Here is an 18,535-nt window from a genome sequence, read left to right as displayed (position 1 = left end):
TTGGTCCTCAGTCCCAGTCCAGTCCGCCGCGACGCCACTCGTAGGCGTAGACGATGGTCACGTTGAGCAGGAAGAGCGCGACGGCCGCCAGGCCGAACCAGCTCAGCTGGTCGAAGTAGACCGCCCACGGCACGAGGAACATGATCTCGACGTCGAAGACGATGAAGGTCATCGCGATCGTGTAGTACTTCACCGGGAAGCGGCCCCCGCCCACCGGCTGGGGCGTCGGCTCGATGCCGCACTCGTAGGAGTCGACCTTGACCCGGTTGTAGCGCTTGGGCCCGAGGACCGAGCTCAACCCGATCGACAGGACGGCGAACCCGGCCGCGATCGCGGCCAGGAACAGAACTGGCGTGTAGAGCTCCATTACCCCTGCGCACTCCTTCTCTTGGCACGACCACATGAGGAGACCCGAGTCACAGTCGTGCGATTGTGAAAGGCTTCACGAATGGCCGCGGCAGCCAGTCTAGGTGTCTGTGCGGCGCACGTCACGCCGGGGGTGCCGCCCGGCGATCCCACCACTGACCAGGGGATTTTCCACCTGTCGGCCTTGCGTAATTGCCCGGCCGTACGGCGCTCCTCAGGCGGTGGCGCGGTGCAGCGCCACGATGCCGCCGCTGAGGTTGCGCCACTCGGCGCCCTGCCAGTCGGCCCGGCCGACCAGCTCGGCGAGGCCCGCCTGGTCGGGCCAGGCCCGGATCGACTCGGCGAGGTAGACGTAGGCGTCCGGGCTGGAGGAGACGGCCCGCGAGATCGCCGGCAGCGCCTTCATCAGGTACTCCAGGTAGACCGTGCGCAGCGGCGCCCAGGTCGGGTGGCTGAACTCGCAGACCACCAGGCGTCCGCCCGGCCGGGTGACCCGCCGCAGCTCGCGCAGGCCGGCCAGCGGGTCCACGATGTTGCGCAGGCCGAAGGAGATCGTCACGGCGTCGAAGGAGGCGTCCGCGAAGGGGAGCCTGGTGCCGTCCCCGGCGGTGAAGGGCAGGTGGGGCCTGGCCCGCTTCCCGACCCGGAGCATGCCGAGGGAGAAGTCGCAGGGCACCACGGTGGCCCCGGCCTCCGCGAACGGCACGCTCGAGGTGCCGGTGCCGGCCGCCAGGTCCAGGACCCGCTCGCCGGGCTGCGGCGCGACCGCGGCGAGGACCTCGCGGCGCCACCGCCGGTCCTGGCCGAGGGAGAGGACGTCGTTGGTCACGTCGTAGCGACGCGCGACGGCGTCGAACATCCGCTGGACGTCCAAGGGCTGCTTGTCGAGTTCTGCACGGGCCACGGGTGGAGCCTACGCAGCCGGGACCACCCTGGTCCCCGGGGGCCGCCACCCGGCCCGGCGGTAGTCTCTCGGGGTGAACAACCGCGCGGCCCCCCCTGCGTCAGGTCCTGCCACCGGTGGCCCACTGGTCGTGCGGACCGTCGCGCTCGACCCCTCCGAGGTGGACGACCTGCTGGCCGTGCTCCCCGACGACGAGCCCGTCACCTGGCTCCGCAAGGGCGAGGGCCTCGTCGGCTGGGGCGTCGCGGCCCGGATCCGCACCAGCGGGGCCACCCGCTTCCGCGACGCCGACAAGTGGTGGGCCGAGCTGGTCGCCCGCGCGCAGGTCGACGACGCCGTGCAGGAGCCGGGCACCGGCCTGGTCTCCTTCGGCTCGTTCGCCTTCGCCGACGAGCCCGGCGACTCCGTGCTCGTGGTGCCGTCGGTGATCGTCGGGCGGCGCGGCGCCACCACCTGGTGCACCACCGTCTCGGCCGGCGCCGCCGAGGTCCCCCGCCTCGCCGGCGGCACGGCGCAGCCGCCGCGGGCCCCCGGCACGGTGCAGTTCGCCGACGGCGCGCTCAACGGCGACCAGTGGATGTCGGTGGTCGCCGACGCGGTGGCCCGGATCCAGCGCGGCGACCTGGAGAAGGTGGTGCTGGCGCGCGACCTGCTCGCGACCGCCGACGAGCCGGTCGACGTCCGCTGGCCGCTGAGCCGCCTCGCGGAGCAGTACCCGATGTGCTGGACCTTCCACGTCGACGGGTTCTTCGGCGCCACCCCCGAGATGCTGCTGCGCCGCGAGCGCGGCCTGGTCACCTCCCGGGTGCTGGCCGGCACCATCCGCCGCACCGGCGACGACGACCGCGACCTGGCCCTGGCCGCCACCCTGGCGCGCAGCTCCAAGGACCTGGAGGAGCACGAGTACGCCGTCCGCTCGGTCGCCGACGCACTCGAGCCGCACTGCTCCTCGATGAACGTGCCCGAGGCGCCCTTCGTGCTGCACCTGCCCAACGTGATGCACCTGGCCAGCGACGTGAACGGGGTGGTCCACGACGCCGCCACCGTCTCCTCGCTCCAGCTCGCCGAGTCGCTGCACCCCTCGGCGGCCGTCGGGGGGACGCCGACCCCGGTGGCCACCGCGCTGATCACCGAGATCGAGGGGATGGACCGGGGCAGGTACGCCGGCCCGGTAGGCTGGATGGACGCCTCCGGCGACGGGGAGTGGGGCATCGCGCTGCGCTCGGCCGGCCTGGAGGGGAACGTCGTCCGGCTCTTCGCCGGCTGCGGCATCGTGGCCGACTCCGACCCCGAGGCGGAGCTCGCCGAGGCCCAGGCCAAGTTCGTCCCGGTCCGCGACTCGCTGGGCTGACGGCTCGCTGACCGCCCGGCCGACCGCTCAGAGGTCGAGGTCCTCCCCGGCGGCCAGCCGTGTCCAGCCCAGGCCGCGGGGTCCGTTGAGCCGCTCCATGTGGCCGTCGACGATGCCGAGCCCGGTCTCGGAGTAGATCGCGTCGTGGATCGCCAGGTTGCGGGGCGCCCCGACCGCGCGCACGAAGTCGATCGCCTCCCCCACCTTGAGCCACGGCGCGCTCGCCGGGGCCAGGAGCACGTCGACCCGCTCGCCGGGCGGGGTGAGCGCGTCGCCGGGGTGGTAGACCCGGGTGCCGTCGAGGTCGAGCAGGAAGCCGGAGTTGTCCACGAGCGGCAGGTCGGCGTGGATCAGGGCGTGCCTCTCCCCCACCACCCGGACCGGGACCCCCAGGTCCAGCAGGTCGCCCGGGGCGACCACCCGGAGCCGGTCGACGAGGTCGGGCGCCTCCTCCCGGATCCGCGCGGCGACCGCCTCGATCGTGACCACCTCGGCCGCACAGGCGCGCAGGTGGGCGGGGTGGAGGTGGTCGGGATGCTCGTGGGTCACCAGCACCACGTCGGCGCCGGCGACCGCGTCCGCCTCCGTGAAGAGACCCGGGTCGAGCACCAGGGTGGTGGAGCGGTGCTCCACCCGGACACAGGCATGGCCGTACTTCGTGATCCGCACGCTGCCCAGCCTAGGAAGAGTCCCCCGGCGACGCCAGCGCGGCGAGAAGACCAGAAATGTGAGTCCCACCCGTTACCGTGAGCGCGTCGTCGCCGTAGGGGGGCGGCACTCGACCACACTCCATCGCCCGAACAGGATCTCCATGTCTGGACGTCGTCTCATCGCCGCTGGCGCCGCAGCCCTGCTGCTGCCCGCCGCGGCTCTCGTCTCCACCCAGGCGAGCGCGGCTGACAAGCCCGCCGCCACCGACCTCAGCAGCACCGCCACCGCCGACCTGCTGGCGCGCAAGAAGCAGCGCAAGGCCAAGGTCAGCATCAACGTGCTGCCGCAGATCGCGCAGTACGGCAAGCGCCCCTCCAGCCCCGACTCGGCCAAGGCCGTCGTCGAGGTCAGCGCCAAGCCCGGCAAGGCCGCCCGCAACAAGAAGGTCGTCCTCCAGGTCAAGAGCGGCTCGTCCTGGAAGAAGGCCGGCAAGGGCAAGACCGACAAGCGCGGCAAGACCCAGATCCTCGCGGCCGCGAGCCGCGGCGGCCAGCCGCTCGAGTACCGCGTCAAGCTGGGCAACGCGACCTCCCCGTCGGCCAGCACCGCGGCCTGGCTCAACCCCAACTTCACCGACGGCTTCGACGGCAGCACGCTCGACGCGGCCTGGACCCACCGGATCCCCGACTACAACCCCGAGGGCAACCGCAACTGCTCGCGCGGCGGCCCCGAGGCCGTGAGCGTGGGCAAGGGCACCGTCCGGCTCAGCGTGATCAAGGACCCGGCGCGCAGCGACAAGTGCGTGGCCAAGCGCGGCGGCAAGGTCGTCGGCAAGTTCGCCTACCGGCTCAACGGCCACATCTCCACCGAGAACAGCTACAGCTTCAAGTACGGCATCGCGGCCGCGCGGATGAAGTTCCCCAAGGCCCGGGGCCAGCACAGCTCGTTCTGGATGCAGCCCGCCCAGCACGTGGTCGGCTCCACCGACCCGAAGCTCTCGGGTGCCGAGATCGACGTCATCGAGCACTTCGGCAAGGGCTCCGGCCCGAAGGACTCGATGGGGCTGACGAGCTTCACCTACCACTGGGCCAAGGGTGGCCAGCGGGTGAAGACCGGCAACTGGCTCAAGAACGTCAAGCAGTACACCGCGAAGAAGAACGACGACTGGTTCAAGGCGTACCACGTCTTCTCCGTCGAGTGGACCCCGACGCAGTACATCTTCCGGATCGACGGCCAGGAGACCTGGCGGAGCAACCGCGGCGTCTCGGGTCAGCCGCAGTACCCGATCCTGTCGCTGCTGAGCTCCGACTACGAGCTCAACCAGCTGGGCAACGAGAAGAAGCTCCCCCAGCACCTGAACGTCGACTGGATCCGGATCTGGGAGACGAACTGACCCAGGTCAGACCCAGGTCAGACCAGCAGCATCCGGCGCGCCGCATCCCCTCGGGGGTGCGGCGCGTCGGCCGTTCAGCGGGGCCGGAGCGTGCGGATCGAGGCGTCGAGGGCCCGGCGGTTGTCCCGGCGCACCCGCGCCTCGACCACCTCGATGCCCCCGGCGGGCTGAGCCAGCGCGTGCTCCAGCTCCGCGCGCGACTCCACCCGCCAGTGCGGCGTCCGGGTGGCGGCGCACCAGGCCGCCAGGTCGACCCCGTGCGGGGTGCCGAAGAGCTGCTCGAAGCGGTCGGCGTAGCCCTCGGCGCCCTGCTCCAGCATGCTGAAGATCGACCCGCCGTCGTCGTTGACCACGACCAGGGTGAGGTCCGGGCGCTCCTCGCGCGGGCCCAGCATCAGGCCGCCGGCGTCGTGGAGGAACGTGACGTCGCCCAGGAGCGCCAGGTTGCGGGAGGCCGGCCCCCGCACCAGGGCGGCGCCGATCGCGCTGCTCACCACACCGTCGATGCCCGCCAGGCCGCGGTTGGCCAGCACCTTGCGCCGGGCCCCGACCTGCCACCGCGGGATCATCAGGTCGAGGTCGCGGATCGGGCTCGACGCGCCCACCCAGAGCAGGCCGCCCGGGGGCAGCGCCCGGGCCACCGACCCGGCCACCTCGTACGGCGTCAGCTCGGCCTCCGCGGCCAGCAGGCTGTCGAGCTGGGCCGAGACCGAGTCGTCGGCCTCCCGCCAGCGGCGCAGCCAGCCGGCGTGCGCCTCGTCGGGGGCCGCCACCCGCAGCGCGGGCGCCGCCCGGTCGACCCGGAAGGGCCGGCGCTGCCAGAGGCCCTCGGGATCGACGTCCCAGATCTCGACGTCGTCGCGGGCGAGCAGCCGGGTCACCGGACGCGAGAGGGTGGGGTGCCCGTGGACCACCACCCGCTCGATCTCGGCCCCGAGCCCGGTGTCGAGGAGCAGGCGGTAGCCCCGGAGCGCGTGGGTGCCGGTGCGCGAGCCCGAGCTCGGCTCGGCCAGCAGCGGCCAGCCACCCCGCTCCGCGAGCAGGCGGGCCGGCGGCCCCGCGTCGTCCCCGGCCACCACCACGGTGCGGGGGCCGAGCGGGATCTCCACCGCCCGGTCCTGGTACTCACGCCAGCGGTGCTCGGCCACGGGCTGCCTCTCCACCGGCCCGGGGCTCCACCGGTCGGCGGGCAGCAGCGGCTCGTCGAGCTGCACGTTGAGGTGGACCGGTCCCGGTCGCGCGTCGGCCAGCAGGTCGCGGACCCGGCGCCCGTCGCGGTCCCCGCGGTCCAGGTCGAGGACCCGGGCGCCGGTGAGCAGGCCCGGCTGGTCGGTGGTCTGGTTGGCGCTGGTGCCGCGGAGCCGCTCCGGCCGGTCCGCGGTGACCGCGACCAGCCTGACGCCGCTGTGCCGAGCCTCCAGCACGGCCGGCTGGAGGTTGGCCACCGCCGTTCCCGAGGTGCACACCACCACCACCGGACGACCCGACGAGCGGGCCATGCCCAGGGCCGTGAACCCGGCGCTGCGCTCGTCGATCCGCGTGTGCAGGCGCAGCAGGCCGGCCGTGGCCGCGTCGTGCAGGGCGAAGGCCAGGGGGGCGTTGCGGCTCCCCGGGGAGAGGACGGCCTCGACGGCACCGGCCTCCGTCAGGGCGCCCACCACGGCACGGGCCAGCAGGGTCGAGTCGTTCACCTGGTCGGCTGCCTCAGTCACGACGCACCATCCTCGCCCCTGGACCTCTCGAGCCCGCGCACCGCCTCGAGCCGCGCCGTCCAGTGCGCCACCCGGTCAGGCCCCGGGGCCAGCCGCGCCAGCGCGTCGCGGTCCACCGCGACCGACCGCACCGGGAGCATCCCGGCCACCGGCAGCAGCCGGTCGGCGACCACGTCGTCGCGGAGCAGCTGGACCGTGGCCAGGCCGCAGGCGTGGTCGAGCCTGGGCAGGGCGGCGGCCAGGGCCACGCCGGCCGCGATCCCCACGCTGCTCTCCAGCGCCGAGGAGACCACCACGGGGAGCCCGATCTCGTCGGCGATCCGCAGGCAGGCCCGCACCCCGCCCAGCGGCTGCACCTTGAGCACCGCGATGTCGGCGGCCTCCAGGTCCCTGACCCGGTAGGGGTCCTCGGCCCGGCGGATCGACTCGTCGGCCGCGATCGGCACCTGGACCCGGCGGCGCACCGCGGCGAGCTCCTCCACCTCGGCGCACGGCTGCTCGACGTACTCCAGCCCGCCCGCGGCCCGGTCCAGCACCGGGATCCGAGCCACTGCCTCCCCCACGCTCCACAGGCCGTTGACGTCGATCCGGACCCGTCCCCCCGGCCCCAGGGCGTCCCGGACGGCCTCGACCCGGGCCTGGTCGTCGGCCAGCGACTGCCCGGGCTCGGCGACCTTGACCTTGGCGGTGGTGCACCCGCCGGCCAGGACGATCTCGTGGGCCCGCTCCGGACCGACCGCCGGCACCGTCACGTTGACCGGCACCCGGTCGCGCACCGGGGCCGGCCAGTCGCCGGCGGCGGCCTCCCGGGCGCAGCGCAGCCACGGCTCCGCGACGGCGGGCGGGTACTCCAGGAAGGGGCTCCACTCCCCCCAGCCGTGCTCCCCCTCCAGCAGGGCGCCCTCACGGACGGTGATCCCGCGGAACCTGGTCCGCATCTCGAGGGCGAAGACGTGGAGCCTCACCGATCCTCCTCCCCGGCCTCGGCGGCCAGCGCGACGAGCCGCCGCCGGTCGATCTTCCCGTTCTCCAGCAGCGGCCACCGGGTCACCAGCGCGAGCTGCCGGGGCGCCCAGGACCGGGGGTGCGGACCGCTGACCCAGTCGCGCAGCTCCGCCAGCGCGGGCGGCGCCTCCCGGGGCAGCACGCAGGCGACCACCCGGTGGCCCCACTCGGGGTCCGGCACCCCCACCACCTCGGCCTGGTCGACCGCGGGGTGCTCGCGCAACCGCGCGGCCACCGCGGGCAGCGGCACGTTGACACCACCGGAGACCACCACGTCGTCGAGCCGGCCGAGGACCTGGAGCCGGCCGTCCTCGTCGAGCCGGCCGGCGTCGGCGGTGAGGTACCAGCCGTCCACCAGGGTCCGCGCGGTCAGCTCCGGGTCGTCGGCGTAGCCCTCGAAGATCGTCGGCCCGCCGAGCCGGATCCGTCCGTCGGTGCCCAGCGAGAGCGCGACCCCGTCCAGCGGCAGGCCGTCGTAGACGCACCCGCCCGCGGTCTCGGAGGCACCGTAGGTGGCGACCACCCGGATGCCGGCGCGCTCCGCCTCGGCGCGGAGCGCCGGGGCCGTCCCGGCACCTCCCACCAGCACCGCCCGCAGGGAGGCGAGCGCCGTCGCCCCGCCGGGGTCGCGGAGCATCCGGTGGAGCTGGGTGGGGACCAGCGAGGTGTAGGAGACCGGCACCCCGCCGTCGTCCCAGCCACCGAGGACCGGCGGGTGGCCGGCGAGCAGCGAGCGGACGACGACCTGGACGCCCGCGACGTAGGAGGACGGCAGGAGCAGCGCCCACCTGCCCTGACCGCCCAGCCGACGGGCGCTGGCCCGAGCCGAGGCGACCACCGCGTCCCGGGAGAGGAGGACCCGCTTGGGCCGCCCGGTCGATCCGGAGGTCTCCACCTGGAGGAGGGGCGGCTCGTCGGCCTCCAGCCACTCGGCCAGCTGCCCCACGGCCTGCCCCGGGTCGGGCGACGGCGACAGGGGGGAGGGGGACGTCCGGTTCACTCCCCGAACGCTATCCCCCTCCCCACCGGGGTGGTGCCGCCGTGCCCGGCTCAGTGAGCGGGCAGGTCGTGCGCGTGGTCGCGGCCGCCGTCGGAGGGAGCGGTCAGACCCGAGCGGGGGCTCGCCGTACCCCCGCGCACCGCACCGCGCGGCCGCGGCCCCACGCCGTTGACCGTCCAGGTGGACTGCGCGTAGGTGTGCACCGCGTGGGCGATGGCGTCGGAGTTGGCGTCCAGGGCCGCGTCGCTGACGTTGCCCAGGTCGTCGCATTCGGCGTGGTAGCACTCGTCGAACGCCACCCCCGCGGTCCCACCGAAGGCGGCCGCGAGCTCGGGGGTCTTGATCCCCTCAGCACCGGTGAAGAGACCACCGGAGGCGATCCCCTGGTCGATGAACGGCCCGTAGTCGCTGCGACCGGAGAACGCGGTCTCGGCCGACTCGAGGCCGGCGTCCTCGAAGTGCTCGTGGAAGAGCGCCTCGATCGAGTCGGAGCCCTCGGGTCCGACCGCACCGTCGGGGAAGGCGGCCGAGTTGTCGCCGTCGTAGACGAAGAGCGCGTAGTTGGGCGACCCGATCATGTCGAAGTTGAGGTAGAGGGCGATCTCCTGCAACGTGTCCGGGTCGTTCTCGACCAGGTCGGCCACGTAGTGCTCGGCGCCGAGCAGACCCTTCTCCTCGGCCCCCCACCAGGCGAAGCGCACCTGGTTGCGCGGCGTGGTCCTCTGCTTGGCCAGCTGCACCGCGACCTCGAGCAGGCCGGCGCTGCCGCTGCCGTTGTCGTTGATGCCCGGGCCCTCCACCACGCTGTCGAGGTGGGCGCCGGCCATCACCACGTTGTCGGTCCGCCCCTGACGGGTCTCCGCCACGACGTTCCAGGTGGGCCGGATCTCCGACTCGGTGCTCGCCGACAGGGTCGCGGTCGCTCCCTCGGCCAGGGACTGGCCGATCGCGAAGCTGGTGCCGACCGACGGGACCGTGCCGACCGGGCCACCCAGGGTGCCCGCGAACACGTCGGTGGCCCCGGGGGTGCCGGTGTTCATCAGGATGACGCCGGCGGCGCCGGCCTCCTGGGCGTTGACCACCTTGTCGCCGAACGGGCAGGTGCCGCGGCGGACCAGCGCGATGTTGCCGGCGGTGAAGCCGGCGAAGTCGGAGTCCTCGCAGCCGCTGGTCGAGCCCGCGAGGTTGCCCAGGTTGAGGTCGACCGCCTGCACCGGCGCCGTCACCTGACCGGAGCCGGAGTAGTCCATGAGCGCGAAGTCCTGGTCCTCGACGTACGTCGTCGCCGTGGGCGAGACCTGCGCGAAGGTGGTGGGCGCCGTCTTCTGGAAGAAGGCGAAGTCGAACTTCTGCACCTGGGGGCGGTAGCCGGCCTGGCGCAGGGTGCGCACGACGTAGTCGCGAGACGCCCGGTAGCCCGGCGTCCCGGAGGCGCGGTTGCCGTCGTTCTGGTCGGCGATCCGCTGGAGGGCGACCAGGTGGTTACGCACCCCGCGCAGCGTGACGGCCTTCTGCAACGCACGGGATGACTTGTCCGAGCCGGGCTTGGGCTTGTGCTTGCCGGGCTTGCCGGGCTTGCCGGGCTTGTTCTTCCCCGGCTTGTGCTTGCCGTGCTGCGTGCCCTTGTCCTTGCCGGGCTTCTGGGCCTGGTGCTGGGCGGAGGCTCGGTCCCGGTCCGCTCCGGCGGTGGCCGGGGCGGTGAGGGCGGAGCTCGTGAGGGCCACGGTGGCGAGGGCGGCGGTGGCCACCCCCGCGCGCCGACGCCAGGTCGGCAGGCGCTTCGATCGGTCGTTCACGGTGGTCAACCTTTCCCGAAAGGCACGGTGGACCAGACCACCGCGTCCAGACATCTGAGCGGCGCCGAGACATCGGTGTCAAGGGTCACGCCGGAAAAGGGAGCGACAGCGATGACGCCCCGGGAAAGGATGTCGCCGATCCCCTCCTCACCACCCCGCGCCGACCGAGGTCCGGACCGCGAGCCGAGCTCGCTGGTCGGAGGTCACAGGTGCCGGAGGTAGCGCTCCGGGGCGGCGAGGAACCCGCGCCAGTGCCCGACCAGGTCGAGGTCGGCCCACTCGGCCTCGCGCAGTCCCCACTCCCCGACCTCGAGGATCCGCGCGCCCGGCATCGCCGCCAGCACGGGCGAGTGGGTGGCGCAGAGCACCTGCCCACCGGCCTCGACGACCCGCTGGACCACGGCGATCAGGCCCAGGGTGGCGGAGAAGGAGAGTGCTGCCTCGGGCTCATCGAGGCAGTAGAACCCGCGTGAGCTGAAACGCGACTCCAGGACCGCGAGGAACGACTCACCGTGGCTCATCTCGTGGAACGGCGGGTCGCCACCTCCCACCTCTCCTCCAGGCGTGGCGCCGCCCTCCGAGGAGAGGCCGTAGGCCTCGGCGATCCCCTCCACCAGGGTGGACTTGCCCGACCCGTTCTCGCCGACCAGGAAGGTGACGCCGGGAGTCAGGTCCAGGCCGTCCCGGGCCAGCTGCGCCACCGCCGGGACGGTGAACGGCCAGCGGTCGCCCGCGACGGCGGAGGGGTCCGCCACCTCCACCCGGCGTACGGCGGCTGATCGAAGTCCACGGCGGACACCGTACGTGCCCGACGCGCCCGACGCGGATGTCCGCCGCCCGCGCCGCGCCTGCTTCAATCCTCTGGTGGATCTGGCCTTCTTCCGCCTCGACGGCGACCGACTCGTCCCCCTCGACCTCGCGCGCAGCATGTGGCGCGACGACCAGATGCACGGGCTGGCGGTCAGCGGCGCCCTGGGGCGCGCGATCGAGGCACGCGGCCTGACCGCCGGGCGTCCTGAGCTGGTGCCGGCGCGCTACACCGTCGACCTCTTCAAGGCGGCGAGCATGGAGCAGCCCTGCGAGCTGGAGACCCAGGTGGTCCGCGAGGGGCCCCGGCTGCTGCTGGTGGACGCGGTGATGCGCCAGGGCGGCGAGGCCGTCGCCCGGGCCAGCGCGGTGCTGCTGCGCCGCACCGAGGTGCCGAGCGGCGCGGTCTGGTCCCCCGACGACGTCCCGTCGCCCCCGCCGCTCGAGATCGCGCCGGACGACGACACCCCGCACATCCCGTTCTTCCACAGCGAGTCGGGCTGGTCCCAGGACTTCGGCCAGCACCAGAACGCCTCGCGCAAGCAGACCTGGCAGACCGGCCTGCCGGTGGTGCTCGGGGAGAGGCCCTCGCCGTTCGTCTCGGCGGCGAGCATCGCCGACGCCACCAGCCTGGTCACCAACTGGGGCACCGAGGGCGTGCAGTACATCAACACCGACATCACGCTCTCGATCGCCCGGCCGCCCGCGGGGGTGCAGATCGGCCTGCTGGCCACCGACCACCACGCCAGCGACGGCATCGCGGTGGGCTCGGCGACGGTCTACGACCGGCAGGGCCCGTTCGGCGTCGCCACCGTCACCGCGCTGGCCAACAGCCGGCGCACCGTCGACCTCTCCGACGGCATGTCCTACCAGCGGGGTCCGCGCCGGTGAGCGCCGCCGACTGGTGGGCCGGAGCCCGGCCCCGCACCCTGCCCGCCGCGGTCGCGCCGGTGCTGGCCGGCACCGGGGTCGCGGCGTACGCCGACGGCCTGGTCTGGTGGAAGGCGCTGCTGGCGCTGGTGGTCAGCCTGGCCCTCCAGGTGGGGGTCAACTACGCCAACGACTACTCCGACGGCATCCGCGGCACCGACGAGGACCGGGTCGGGCCGATGCGGCTGGTCGGCTCGGGCACCGCCTCGCCCGGCGCGGTGAAGCGGGCGGCGTTCCTGGCGTTCGGGGTCGCCGCCGCGGCCGGCCTGGTGCTCGCCGCGATCACCGCCTGGTGGCTGGTCGCCGTCGGGCTGGTCTGCCTCGTGGCCGCCTGGTTCTACACCGGCGGCAAGAAGCCCTACGGCTACCTGGGGCTGGGCGAGGTGATGGTCTTCGTCTTCTTCGGCCTCGTCGCGGTGATCGGCACGACGTTCGTGCAGACCGGGGGCTGGGAGTGGCCGGCGCTCTACGCCGGGATCGGCATCGGCTCCCTGGCCTGCGCGATCCTGGTGACCAACAACCTGCGCGACATCCCCACCGACCGCGAGGCGGGCAAGATGACGCTGGCGGTGCGGCTGGGCGAGGAGCGGACCCGCTACCTCTACGTCCTGCTGGTCGCCGCCGCGGCCGTCGCCGTGGTGGCCGTCGCGGCGGCCACCCACTGGCTGGTGCTGGGCGCCCTGGCGTTCGTGGTGCAGCTGGTGCCGGCGGTGCGCACCGTGCTCGGCGGCGCGCGCGGACCCGCCCTGATCCCGGTGCTGGCGCAGACCGGGACCGCCCAGCTCTGGTGGTCCGGGCTCGTGGTGGTCCTGCTGCTGGTGCCCTGAGCTCAGAACGAGGTGCGCGAGTACGGCGCCGGGCCGCCGTCGGCCATCGCGGCCCAGCGCGCGACCGGCTCGTCCTCCCCGAGGATCCGGCCCGCCGCCGCCAGGGTGGGCACCCCCACACCGCCCAGGTACATCCCCGAGAGGGTGCTGACGTCCATCCTCACCGCCGGCGGCTCCTCGGTGCGGGTGACCGAGGCCTGCCCGTCGCGGACCTCGACCCGCCAGCTGCCCGCGGCGTGGTCGAGGGCGTCCTCGATCCCCAGCACCACGTCGCCGTCACCGAACCACGGGCGTCCCTCCAGGGCGGCCGGGACGTCCAGCACCCGCACCCAGATGTGGTCGCCGACCTCGGTGACCCGACGGCACTGCGGGTCCGCCAGCGCCCAGGTCAACGGGTCCACGACCGGGGCGCGCGCCTTGACCCGCTGGGTCAGGTCGAGGTCGGCGAGGAACTGCCACAGCGCGAGCTCGGCAGCCGGGGTCGTGCCCACCAGGTCCTGGACCTGGGCGGTGAAGGGCCGGTCCCACCCGAGGTGCCGGTAGAGCAGGAAGCCGTCAGGGCGCCCGTCCGCGTCGAGGTGCACCGCGCCGCGCAGGGTCAGGTCCGGCGCCTGCTTCTCCCAGTCCCACTCGCCCCGGTTCATCGGTCCGTAGAAGGCGGGGCGCGAGATCGAGCCGCGCGCCGCCCGGTGCCAGGCCCCGAAGAGCTCCTGCTGGAGCGGCCACATCTCGGCCGGCTCCACCATCTCGCAGCGCCCGGCGGGCACCGGTCCGTGCATCGCGAAGCGGGAGGTGTCGACCTCCACCTCGGCCCGCCAGGTGGCGGGCCCGAAGCCGAACCGGCCGTAGATCGACCCCTCCGACACGGTGAGGGCGGCAACCGGCCGGCCCTGCTCGACCGCGTGGCGCAGGTCCTCGGTGATCAGCAGGCGCAGCAGTCCCTGGCGACGGTGGGCCGGGCTGACCGTGACGTCGGTGATCATGTGCAGCGGCAGCTGCGTGCTGCCGGTGCTGAGCTCGCCGGCGAAGGAGACGAAGGTGGCCACCGGCATCGGCCCGGCGCCGAACTCGCCCTCGGGCACCCAGGCTCCACGCATCCGGGGGGCCAGGTCGCGGGTGGCGTCGAGCCAGACGCCGTACGGCTGGTCCCCCAGCCGCGACTTGTGGAAGCCCCGGGCGACCGCGTTGGACCAGCCCTTCAGCCGGGCGACGTTCGCGGGCGTCTCGTCCTGCGGGTCAAGGGTTGCGAAGTCGAGGTCCATGGACGGCAGGCTACGCCGGGTCAGTCGACGTCATCGCTGGCGCGGCGAGCCTCGAAGGCGGCGCTGGCCCGCGACGCCCGCTGCTCGATCCACAGGGCCGCGGCCTCCCGCGGCTTGGCCAGCAGGAACCACGAGGAGACGCCGGAGATCACCAGGGCCACGACCGCCGCCCACAGGAGCGGCACCTGGTCGGCGAAGAGGGACCAGACCCCCACGACGACCACCAGCGAGCCGAGGAGGAGGGCAAGACGGAGTGCGTTGTAGACGAGGAACGGCTTCACACCTCAACTGTAGGTCGCTGCCCACCCACCGCCTACATTTGGTGACGTGCTGAAGATCCTGCTCGTCGTGCTCCTGGTCGCCCTGGCGATCTATGCGGTGACCCGGCTGCTGGAGAAGCGCCGCCGGGCCGCCCGGCCCAGGCCCCGGCGGCCCCAGGCGCCGCCCCGGGTGGTGGGCCCCGACGACGACCCCGACTTCCTGCGCAACCTCGAGCGGGAGCGGCGCCGCCGTCAGAAGGACGAGCCCGAGGCCGAGGCCGGCTGAGCCGGCTGCTCCCACGGAGCCTCCACGACCGCCGGCGCACCCTCCGCGTAGGAGTGCTGGGAGGTGGTGGAGAAGAAGTTGATCCCGATGAAGTTGAACCACAGGGTGGCCAGGCCGACCAGCGCCAGCAGGGCCGCGTTGCGCCCCTTCCACCCGGCCGTGGTCCGGGCGTGCAGGTAGGCGGCGTAGACCACCCACGTGATGAAGGCCCAGACCTCCTTGGGGTCCCAGCTCCAGTAGGAGCTCCACGCCTCGTGCGCCCAGATGGGGCCGGTGATCAGCACCGCGAACGTCCAGACCGGGAAGCCGAAGGCGTGCATCCGGTAGGAGATGCGGTCCAGGGTGGTGGTGTCGGGCACCCGGGCCAGGTAGCCGGTGCGCCCCGGGGTGCCGGCGGCGGCCGACTCCTCCACCGGTGCCGCGTCGGGCACTCCCCCGGCGGGTACGGCGACCCGCTCGGGCTGCGCCGTACGCCGCTCCTGACGCGCCTTGAGCAGGTAGAGGACCGAGGTGATGCCGCCGAGGGTGAAGGCGCCGGTGGCGATCACCGCGGAGACCACGTGGATCACCAGCCACGGGGAGTAGAGCGCCTCGCTCAGCGGGGCCACCGGGTCGTAGAGCCAGACCACGGCGGTCATCGAGGTGGCCAGCACGAAGGCCACCACGATCGGCGCCATCCAGGAGAGCGAGAACCGGCGGTAGAGCACCAGGTAGAGGAGCGAGACGAAGAAGGCGCCCGAGAGGGTGAACTCGTACATGTTGCCCCACGGCACCCGGTTGGGGTCCGCGGCCATCCCGCGGCCCACGAGGGCCACGAAGTGCGCCCCGGTGGCGATCACGGTCAGCAGCACGCCGAGCCGGCCGAAGAGCGCGGTGCGGCCCGTCTCCGGCACCACGGTGGCCGGGATCTTGCGCAGGGCCGTCCACTCCACCAGGTGGCTGAGCAGGGCGAGGAAGTAGACCACCCCGGCCGCGGCGATCGCCTGGTTGCTGAGGGTCTCCCACTGTGCGTCAGTCACGCCTGCTGCTCCTTGGTCGTTGCTGCTTCGTCCATGATGCCTCTCCTGACCTCGGCGAGCTCCGCGGCGACGTCCCCGCCGCCCGAGCGGTCGAGCCCGGCGATCTCCACGAGTGTGCGCGCACCCGGCCCGCTGCCGGTGCGCCGGGCCCGCACCCAGACCCGCCGGGGCCGGATGTAGAGGGAGCCGATGAGCCCGAGCAGGGCCAGGCTGACCCCGGCGAGGGCGACCAGCTTGCCGGGCGTCCGGCTGATCTGGATCTTGTTCCACCGCTCGAGGCCGTCGAAGCTGACGCTGCCCAGCCCGTCGGGGAGCTCGGCGGTCTCCCCGGGCCGCAGGTCGAGGCGGAACATCGAGCCGTCCTCCTCGGTGACCTCCTCGGCCTCGCTGGTGTCGAGCACGTAGACCGACTGCGAGACGCCGTCGTCGAGACCGAGGTCGCCCTTCCACACGGTCAGCGAGACCAGGGGGTCCACCGCGTCGCCGAAGGCCGAGTAGGGGCCGATGCCGTCCTCGCCGCCCTGGAAGGCGAACGTCGGGTAGAGCTCGCCCTGGAGGCCGATCGACTCCGGCTGGGCGTCGGGGGCCTTGACCACGCCGAAGGAGCGGAAGGAGGCGTCGGTGGGCAGGAAGATCGTGGGCCCGGAGTAGGCGACGTCGCCGTTGCCGTCGCGGACGGTGATGACCGGGGCGTAGCCGTGACCGATCAGGAAGATGTCGGTGCCGCCGATGCTCAGCGGGTGGTTGACCCGCAGGTCGTACTCGCGCTCGGGGCCGCCCGGCTCCTCGGTGTAGGTCAGGTGGGAGACGAACTTGCGCGCCTGCCCGGCCGCCGGCCCCTCGGTGAGCCACTCGACGTCGAAGTCGGTGACGTCGAAGGCGAAGGGCTCCATCCACTCCTGGCGGAAGAGGCTGCCCGGCACGAACTCGTCGTACTGGGTGAGGTTGTTGCTGAAGCCGTTGCCGACCACCACGATGGCGCCGCCCTTGTAGCCCAGCAGGCTGCCCATCGCGAAGCCGACCAGCACCACCAGGATGGAGAGGTGGAAGAGCAGGTTGCCGGCCTCGCGCAGGTAGCCGCGCTCGGCGGCGACCCACTGGTCCTCGGCCGCCTCCGGCGCCACCTCCACCCGGTAGCGGCGTCCCTTGAGCACCTCGCGGGCCCGGGCCAGCACCTGCGCTGGCGCCTCGTCGGTCTCGTACGTCGTGTGGTCGGGCAGCCGGGTCAGGTTGCGGGGGGCCCGCGGCGGGCGGGCTCGCAGCGCCCGCCAGTAGACGACCGTCCGCGGGATGATGCAGCCGACCAGCGAGATCATCAGCAGCAGGTAGATCGCGGCGAACCACGGCGTCTCGTAGACGTTGAAGAGGCCCAGCTTCTCGTAGACCGGGGTCAGGGTCGGGTGCGACTCCTTCCACTGCGAGGCCTTGAGGGCGTCGATCTCCTCCTGGGGCACCACCGACCCGGGCACCGCGGCGAGGGCGAGGAGCAGCAGCAGGACCAGGGCGGTGCGCATCGAGGTCAGCTGCCGCCAGACCCAGCGACCCAGCTCACGGGCCCCGAGCTCGCCGGGGCGACGGCCGTCGGGGCGGTCGTCGACGGGGGACTTGCTCACACGCTCACCTCGTAGCCGCTCACCAGGTTGGTCTGGACCCAGGTCACCATCTCGGCCCACCACCCGGTGACCAGGGCGACGCCGACCGCGACCAGCATCAGGCCGCCGGTCCGCATCACCCACACCTGGTGGCGCCGGAAGAACGAGAAGGCCCGCATCGCGCGGCCGTAGGCGAGCCCGGCGAGGATGAAGGGCACCCCCAGGCCGATCGAGTAGACCGCGGAGAGCAGGGCGCCGCGACCCGCGCTGCCCTCCTGGTAGGAGAGGTTGAGGATCACCCCGAGGGTGGGGCCGATGCACGGGGTCCAGCCGAGCCCGAAGAGGAGGCCGAGGAAGGGCGCGGCGGCCAGTCCGACGGCCGGCACCCGGTGGATCCGCCAGTCCCGCTGGAACCACGGCAGCAGGCCGGCGAAGGCGAGCCCGAGCACGATGGTCAGCAGCCCCAGCACCACGGTGATCTGCCGCTCCCAGTCGACCAGCCACTCCCCCAGGGCGCCGGAGAGCGCGCCGAGGGCCACGAAGACCGCCGTGAAGCCCAGCACGAAGAGGAGCGAGCCCAGCAGCATCCGGCCACGCCGGCGCTCCGCCTCGCCGGCGGCCAGGTCGGCGCCGGAGAGCCCGGTGGCGTAGGAGAGGTAGCCCGGCAGCAGCGGGATCACGCACGGGGAGAAGAAGGAGACCAGGCCCGCGACCAGGGCGACCGGGATCGCCAGGGCGAGCGAGCCGACGGCCGCCTGCTGCTCGAACCACTCAGCCATCGGAGCCGCTCTCCTGCTCCGCGGCGACGTCCTCGACCAGGCCCACCAGGGTCAGGGTCGAGGGCACCTCGCCGATGATGGCGGCGGCCACCCGCCCGTCGGGGTCGAGCACGACGGTGGAGGGGATCGCGCTCGGCGGGACGGTGCCGCTGAACGGGAGCAGCGCCTTGCCGTCGGGTGAGTAGAAGGACGGGTAGTCGACCCCGAAGTTGCGGGCGAAGCCCTGCGCCTGGGCGGTGTCGCTGTCGCGGATGTTGATCCCCACGAAGCTGGCGATGGCCGAGGTCTCCTCGGCCGCCTCCACCAGCATCGGCATCTCCTTGCGGCACGGGGGGCACCCCGACCACCAGACGTTGACCACCGCCACCCGGCCGCGCAGGTCCGCGAGGTCCAGGGCGTTGCCCTGCAGGTCCTCGCCGGCCAGCTCGACCGGCTCCTGGCGCTGATCGGGGTCGAGGGTGCGGATCCGGCCGTCGCCGGCGACGTAGCCCTTCTCCCCGGTGCCGGAGAGGTCCGAGCAGCCCGCCAGCAGCAGGCAGGCGGTCAGGACGGCGGCCAGGACCCTGAGGGGCCCGGCGGAGCGGAGCACGGGCAC

The 18,535-nt window shown here is 73.4% G+C and carries 19 protein-coding genes; 5 read left to right on the top strand and 14 right to left on the bottom strand.

Annotated elements, in window-relative coordinates:
- Nucleotides 1-7: 7 nt before the first annotated feature.
- Both AC3X7R_RS04475 and AC3X7R_RS04470 read right to left on the bottom strand, forming a co-directional pair.
- The gene (locus AC3X7R_RS04475) at nucleotides 8-367 is read right to left on the bottom strand and encodes an NADH-quinone oxidoreductase subunit A (protein WP_489964370.1); all 360 of its coding nucleotides are present in this window, start codon (nucleotides 365-367) and stop codon (nucleotides 8-10) included.
- Between the two features lie 213 nt (nucleotides 368-580).
- Nucleotides 581-1,270, bottom strand: coding sequence for a demethylmenaquinone methyltransferase (locus AC3X7R_RS04470; RefSeq protein WP_489964369.1), 690 nt, complete (start codon nucleotides 1,268-1,270; stop codon nucleotides 581-583).
- A gap of 73 nt (nucleotides 1,271-1,343) precedes the next feature.
- Between AC3X7R_RS04470 and AC3X7R_RS04465 the strand changes: the two genes are divergently transcribed.
- Nucleotides 1,344-2,621: an isochorismate synthase gene (locus AC3X7R_RS04465; RefSeq protein ID WP_489964368.1), complete on the top strand. Its 1,278-nt coding sequence runs from the start codon at nucleotides 1,344-1,346 to the stop codon at nucleotides 2,619-2,621.
- A 27-nt stretch (nucleotides 2,622-2,648) separates the two neighbouring features.
- On the opposite strand, the gene AC3X7R_RS04460 is transcribed toward AC3X7R_RS04465, so the two are convergent.
- Nucleotides 2,649-3,290: an MBL fold metallo-hydrolase gene (locus AC3X7R_RS04460; protein ID WP_489964367.1), complete on the bottom strand. Its 642-nt coding sequence runs from the start codon at nucleotides 3,288-3,290 to the stop codon at nucleotides 2,649-2,651.
- Between the two features lie 142 nt (nucleotides 3,291-3,432).
- Here AC3X7R_RS04460 and AC3X7R_RS04455 point away from each other — a divergent pair, with 142 nt between their 5' ends.
- The gene (locus AC3X7R_RS04455) at nucleotides 3,433-4,665 is read left to right on the top strand and encodes a glycoside hydrolase family 16 protein (RefSeq protein WP_489964366.1); all 1,233 of its coding nucleotides are present in this window, start codon (nucleotides 3,433-3,435) and stop codon (nucleotides 4,663-4,665) included.
- A gap of 74 nt (nucleotides 4,666-4,739) precedes the next feature.
- Here AC3X7R_RS04455 and menD read toward each other — a convergent pair whose 3' ends face one another.
- The 5 genes from menD to AC3X7R_RS04430 all read right to left on the bottom strand — a co-directional run bounded on the left by menD (nucleotide 4,740) and on the right by AC3X7R_RS04430 (nucleotide 10,933).
- On the bottom strand, nucleotides 4,740-6,377 hold the full coding sequence (menD, locus tag AC3X7R_RS04450; RefSeq protein ID WP_489964365.1) for a 2-succinyl-5-enolpyruvyl-6-hydroxy-3-cyclohexene-1-carboxylic-acid synthase: 1,638 nt from the start codon (nucleotides 6,375-6,377) through the stop codon (nucleotides 4,740-4,742).
- Nucleotides 6,374-7,342 carry an o-succinylbenzoate synthase gene (locus AC3X7R_RS04445; protein WP_489964364.1) on the bottom strand — a complete coding sequence of 323 codons (969 nt, stop codon included), beginning with the start codon at nucleotides 7,340-7,342 and terminating at the stop codon, nucleotides 6,374-6,376. Before AC3X7R_RS04445 ends, menD begins: the two co-directional genes overlap by 4 nt.
- Nucleotides 7,339-8,382 carry an AMP-binding protein gene (locus tag AC3X7R_RS04440; protein WP_489964363.1) on the bottom strand — a complete coding sequence of 348 codons (1,044 nt, stop codon included), beginning with the start codon at nucleotides 8,380-8,382 and terminating at the stop codon, nucleotides 7,339-7,341. Before AC3X7R_RS04440 ends, AC3X7R_RS04445 begins: the two co-directional genes overlap by 4 nt.
- A 50-nt stretch (nucleotides 8,383-8,432) precedes the next feature.
- Nucleotides 8,433-10,178: a M28 family metallopeptidase gene (locus AC3X7R_RS04435; RefSeq protein ID WP_489964362.1), complete on the bottom strand. Its 1,746-nt coding sequence runs from the start codon at nucleotides 10,176-10,178 to the stop codon at nucleotides 8,433-8,435.
- 203 nt (nucleotides 10,179-10,381) lie between these two features.
- Entirely contained in the window at nucleotides 10,382-10,933 is a 552-nt protein-coding gene (locus AC3X7R_RS04430; RefSeq protein WP_489964361.1) for an AAA family ATPase, read from the bottom strand.
- Nucleotides 10,934-11,042: 109 nt separating this feature from the next.
- On the opposite strand from AC3X7R_RS04430, the gene AC3X7R_RS04425 reads away from it, so the two are divergent.
- Together AC3X7R_RS04425 and AC3X7R_RS04420 are read left to right on the top strand one after the other, a co-directional pair.
- Nucleotides 11,043-11,876 (top strand): acyl-CoA thioesterase domain-containing protein, encoded by an 834-nt coding sequence (locus AC3X7R_RS04425; protein ID WP_489964360.1) that lies wholly within the window; start codon nucleotides 11,043-11,045, stop codon nucleotides 11,874-11,876.
- Complete coding sequence (locus AC3X7R_RS04420; protein WP_489964359.1) at nucleotides 11,873-12,742, top strand: 1,4-dihydroxy-2-naphthoate polyprenyltransferase; 870 nt, start codon at nucleotides 11,873-11,875, stop codon at nucleotides 12,740-12,742. The genes AC3X7R_RS04425 and AC3X7R_RS04420 overlap by 4 nt, the downstream gene beginning before the upstream one ends.
- A 2-nt stretch (nucleotides 12,743-12,744) precedes the next feature.
- Here the strand turns inward: AC3X7R_RS04420 and AC3X7R_RS04415 are convergent, their stop codons facing one another.
- Both AC3X7R_RS04415 and AC3X7R_RS04410 read right to left on the bottom strand, forming a co-directional pair.
- Nucleotides 12,745-14,004, bottom strand: a complete 1,260-nt coding sequence (locus tag AC3X7R_RS04415; RefSeq protein ID WP_489964358.1) for a GNAT family N-acetyltransferase — start codon at nucleotides 14,002-14,004, stop codon at nucleotides 12,745-12,747.
- Between the two features lie 20 nt (nucleotides 14,005-14,024).
- Entirely contained in the window at nucleotides 14,025-14,285 is a 261-nt protein-coding gene (locus AC3X7R_RS04410; RefSeq protein ID WP_489964357.1) for a DUF4229 domain-containing protein, read from the bottom strand.
- Between the two features lie 46 nt (nucleotides 14,286-14,331).
- Here AC3X7R_RS04410 and AC3X7R_RS04405 point away from each other — a divergent pair, with 46 nt between their 5' ends.
- Nucleotides 14,332-14,550, top strand: coding sequence for a hypothetical protein (locus AC3X7R_RS04405; RefSeq protein ID WP_489964356.1), 219 nt, complete (start codon nucleotides 14,332-14,334; stop codon nucleotides 14,548-14,550).
- On the opposite strand, the gene ccsB is transcribed toward AC3X7R_RS04405, so the two are convergent.
- Genes ccsB through AC3X7R_RS04385 form a run of 4 tightly spaced genes read right to left on the bottom strand, consistent with a single transcriptional unit; the run spans nucleotide 14,517 to nucleotide 18,535 of the window.
- The gene (gene ccsB / locus AC3X7R_RS04400) at nucleotides 14,517-15,569 is read right to left on the bottom strand and encodes a c-type cytochrome biogenesis protein CcsB (RefSeq protein ID WP_489964355.1); all 1,053 of its coding nucleotides are present in this window, start codon (nucleotides 15,567-15,569) and stop codon (nucleotides 14,517-14,519) included. The genes AC3X7R_RS04405 and ccsB overlap by 34 nt on opposite strands.
- Nucleotides 15,566-17,182, bottom strand: a complete 1,617-nt coding sequence (resB, locus tag AC3X7R_RS04395) for a cytochrome c biogenesis protein ResB (protein WP_489964354.1) — start codon at nucleotides 17,180-17,182, stop codon at nucleotides 15,566-15,568. The genes ccsB and resB overlap by 4 nt, the downstream gene beginning before the upstream one ends.
- Entirely contained in the window at nucleotides 17,179-17,940 is a 762-nt protein-coding gene (locus AC3X7R_RS04390) for a cytochrome c biogenesis CcdA family protein (RefSeq protein ID WP_489964353.1), read from the bottom strand. Before AC3X7R_RS04390 ends, resB begins: the two co-directional genes overlap by 4 nt.
- The gene (locus tag AC3X7R_RS04385; protein WP_489964352.1) at nucleotides 17,933-18,535 is read right to left on the bottom strand and encodes a TlpA family protein disulfide reductase; all 603 of its coding nucleotides are present in this window, start codon (nucleotides 18,533-18,535) and stop codon (nucleotides 17,933-17,935) included. The genes AC3X7R_RS04390 and AC3X7R_RS04385 overlap by 8 nt, the downstream gene beginning before the upstream one ends.

The organism is Nocardioides sp. Z22_16 (assembly GCF_058134365.1).
This window is presented reverse-complemented; position numbering and strand designations above follow the sequence as displayed.

What these genes read in the sequence shown, in the direction of transcription:
- AC3X7R_RS04475 (WP_489964370.1), bottom strand. Translation starts at nt 367, where the DNA reads ATGGAGCTCTACACGCCAGTTCTGTTCCTGGCCGCGATCGCGGCCGGG.
- AC3X7R_RS04455 (WP_489964366.1), top strand. Translation starts at nt 3,433, where the DNA reads ATGTCTGGACGTCGTCTCATCGCCGCTGGCGCCGCAGCCCTGCTGCTG.
- AC3X7R_RS04415 (WP_489964358.1), bottom strand. Translation starts at nt 14,004, where the DNA reads ATGGACCTCGACTTCGCAACCCTTGACCCGCAGGACGAGACGCCCGCG.
- AC3X7R_RS04390 (WP_489964353.1), bottom strand. Translation starts at nt 17,940, where the DNA reads ATGGCTGAGTGGTTCGAGCAGCAGGCGGCCGTCGGCTCGCTCGCCCTG.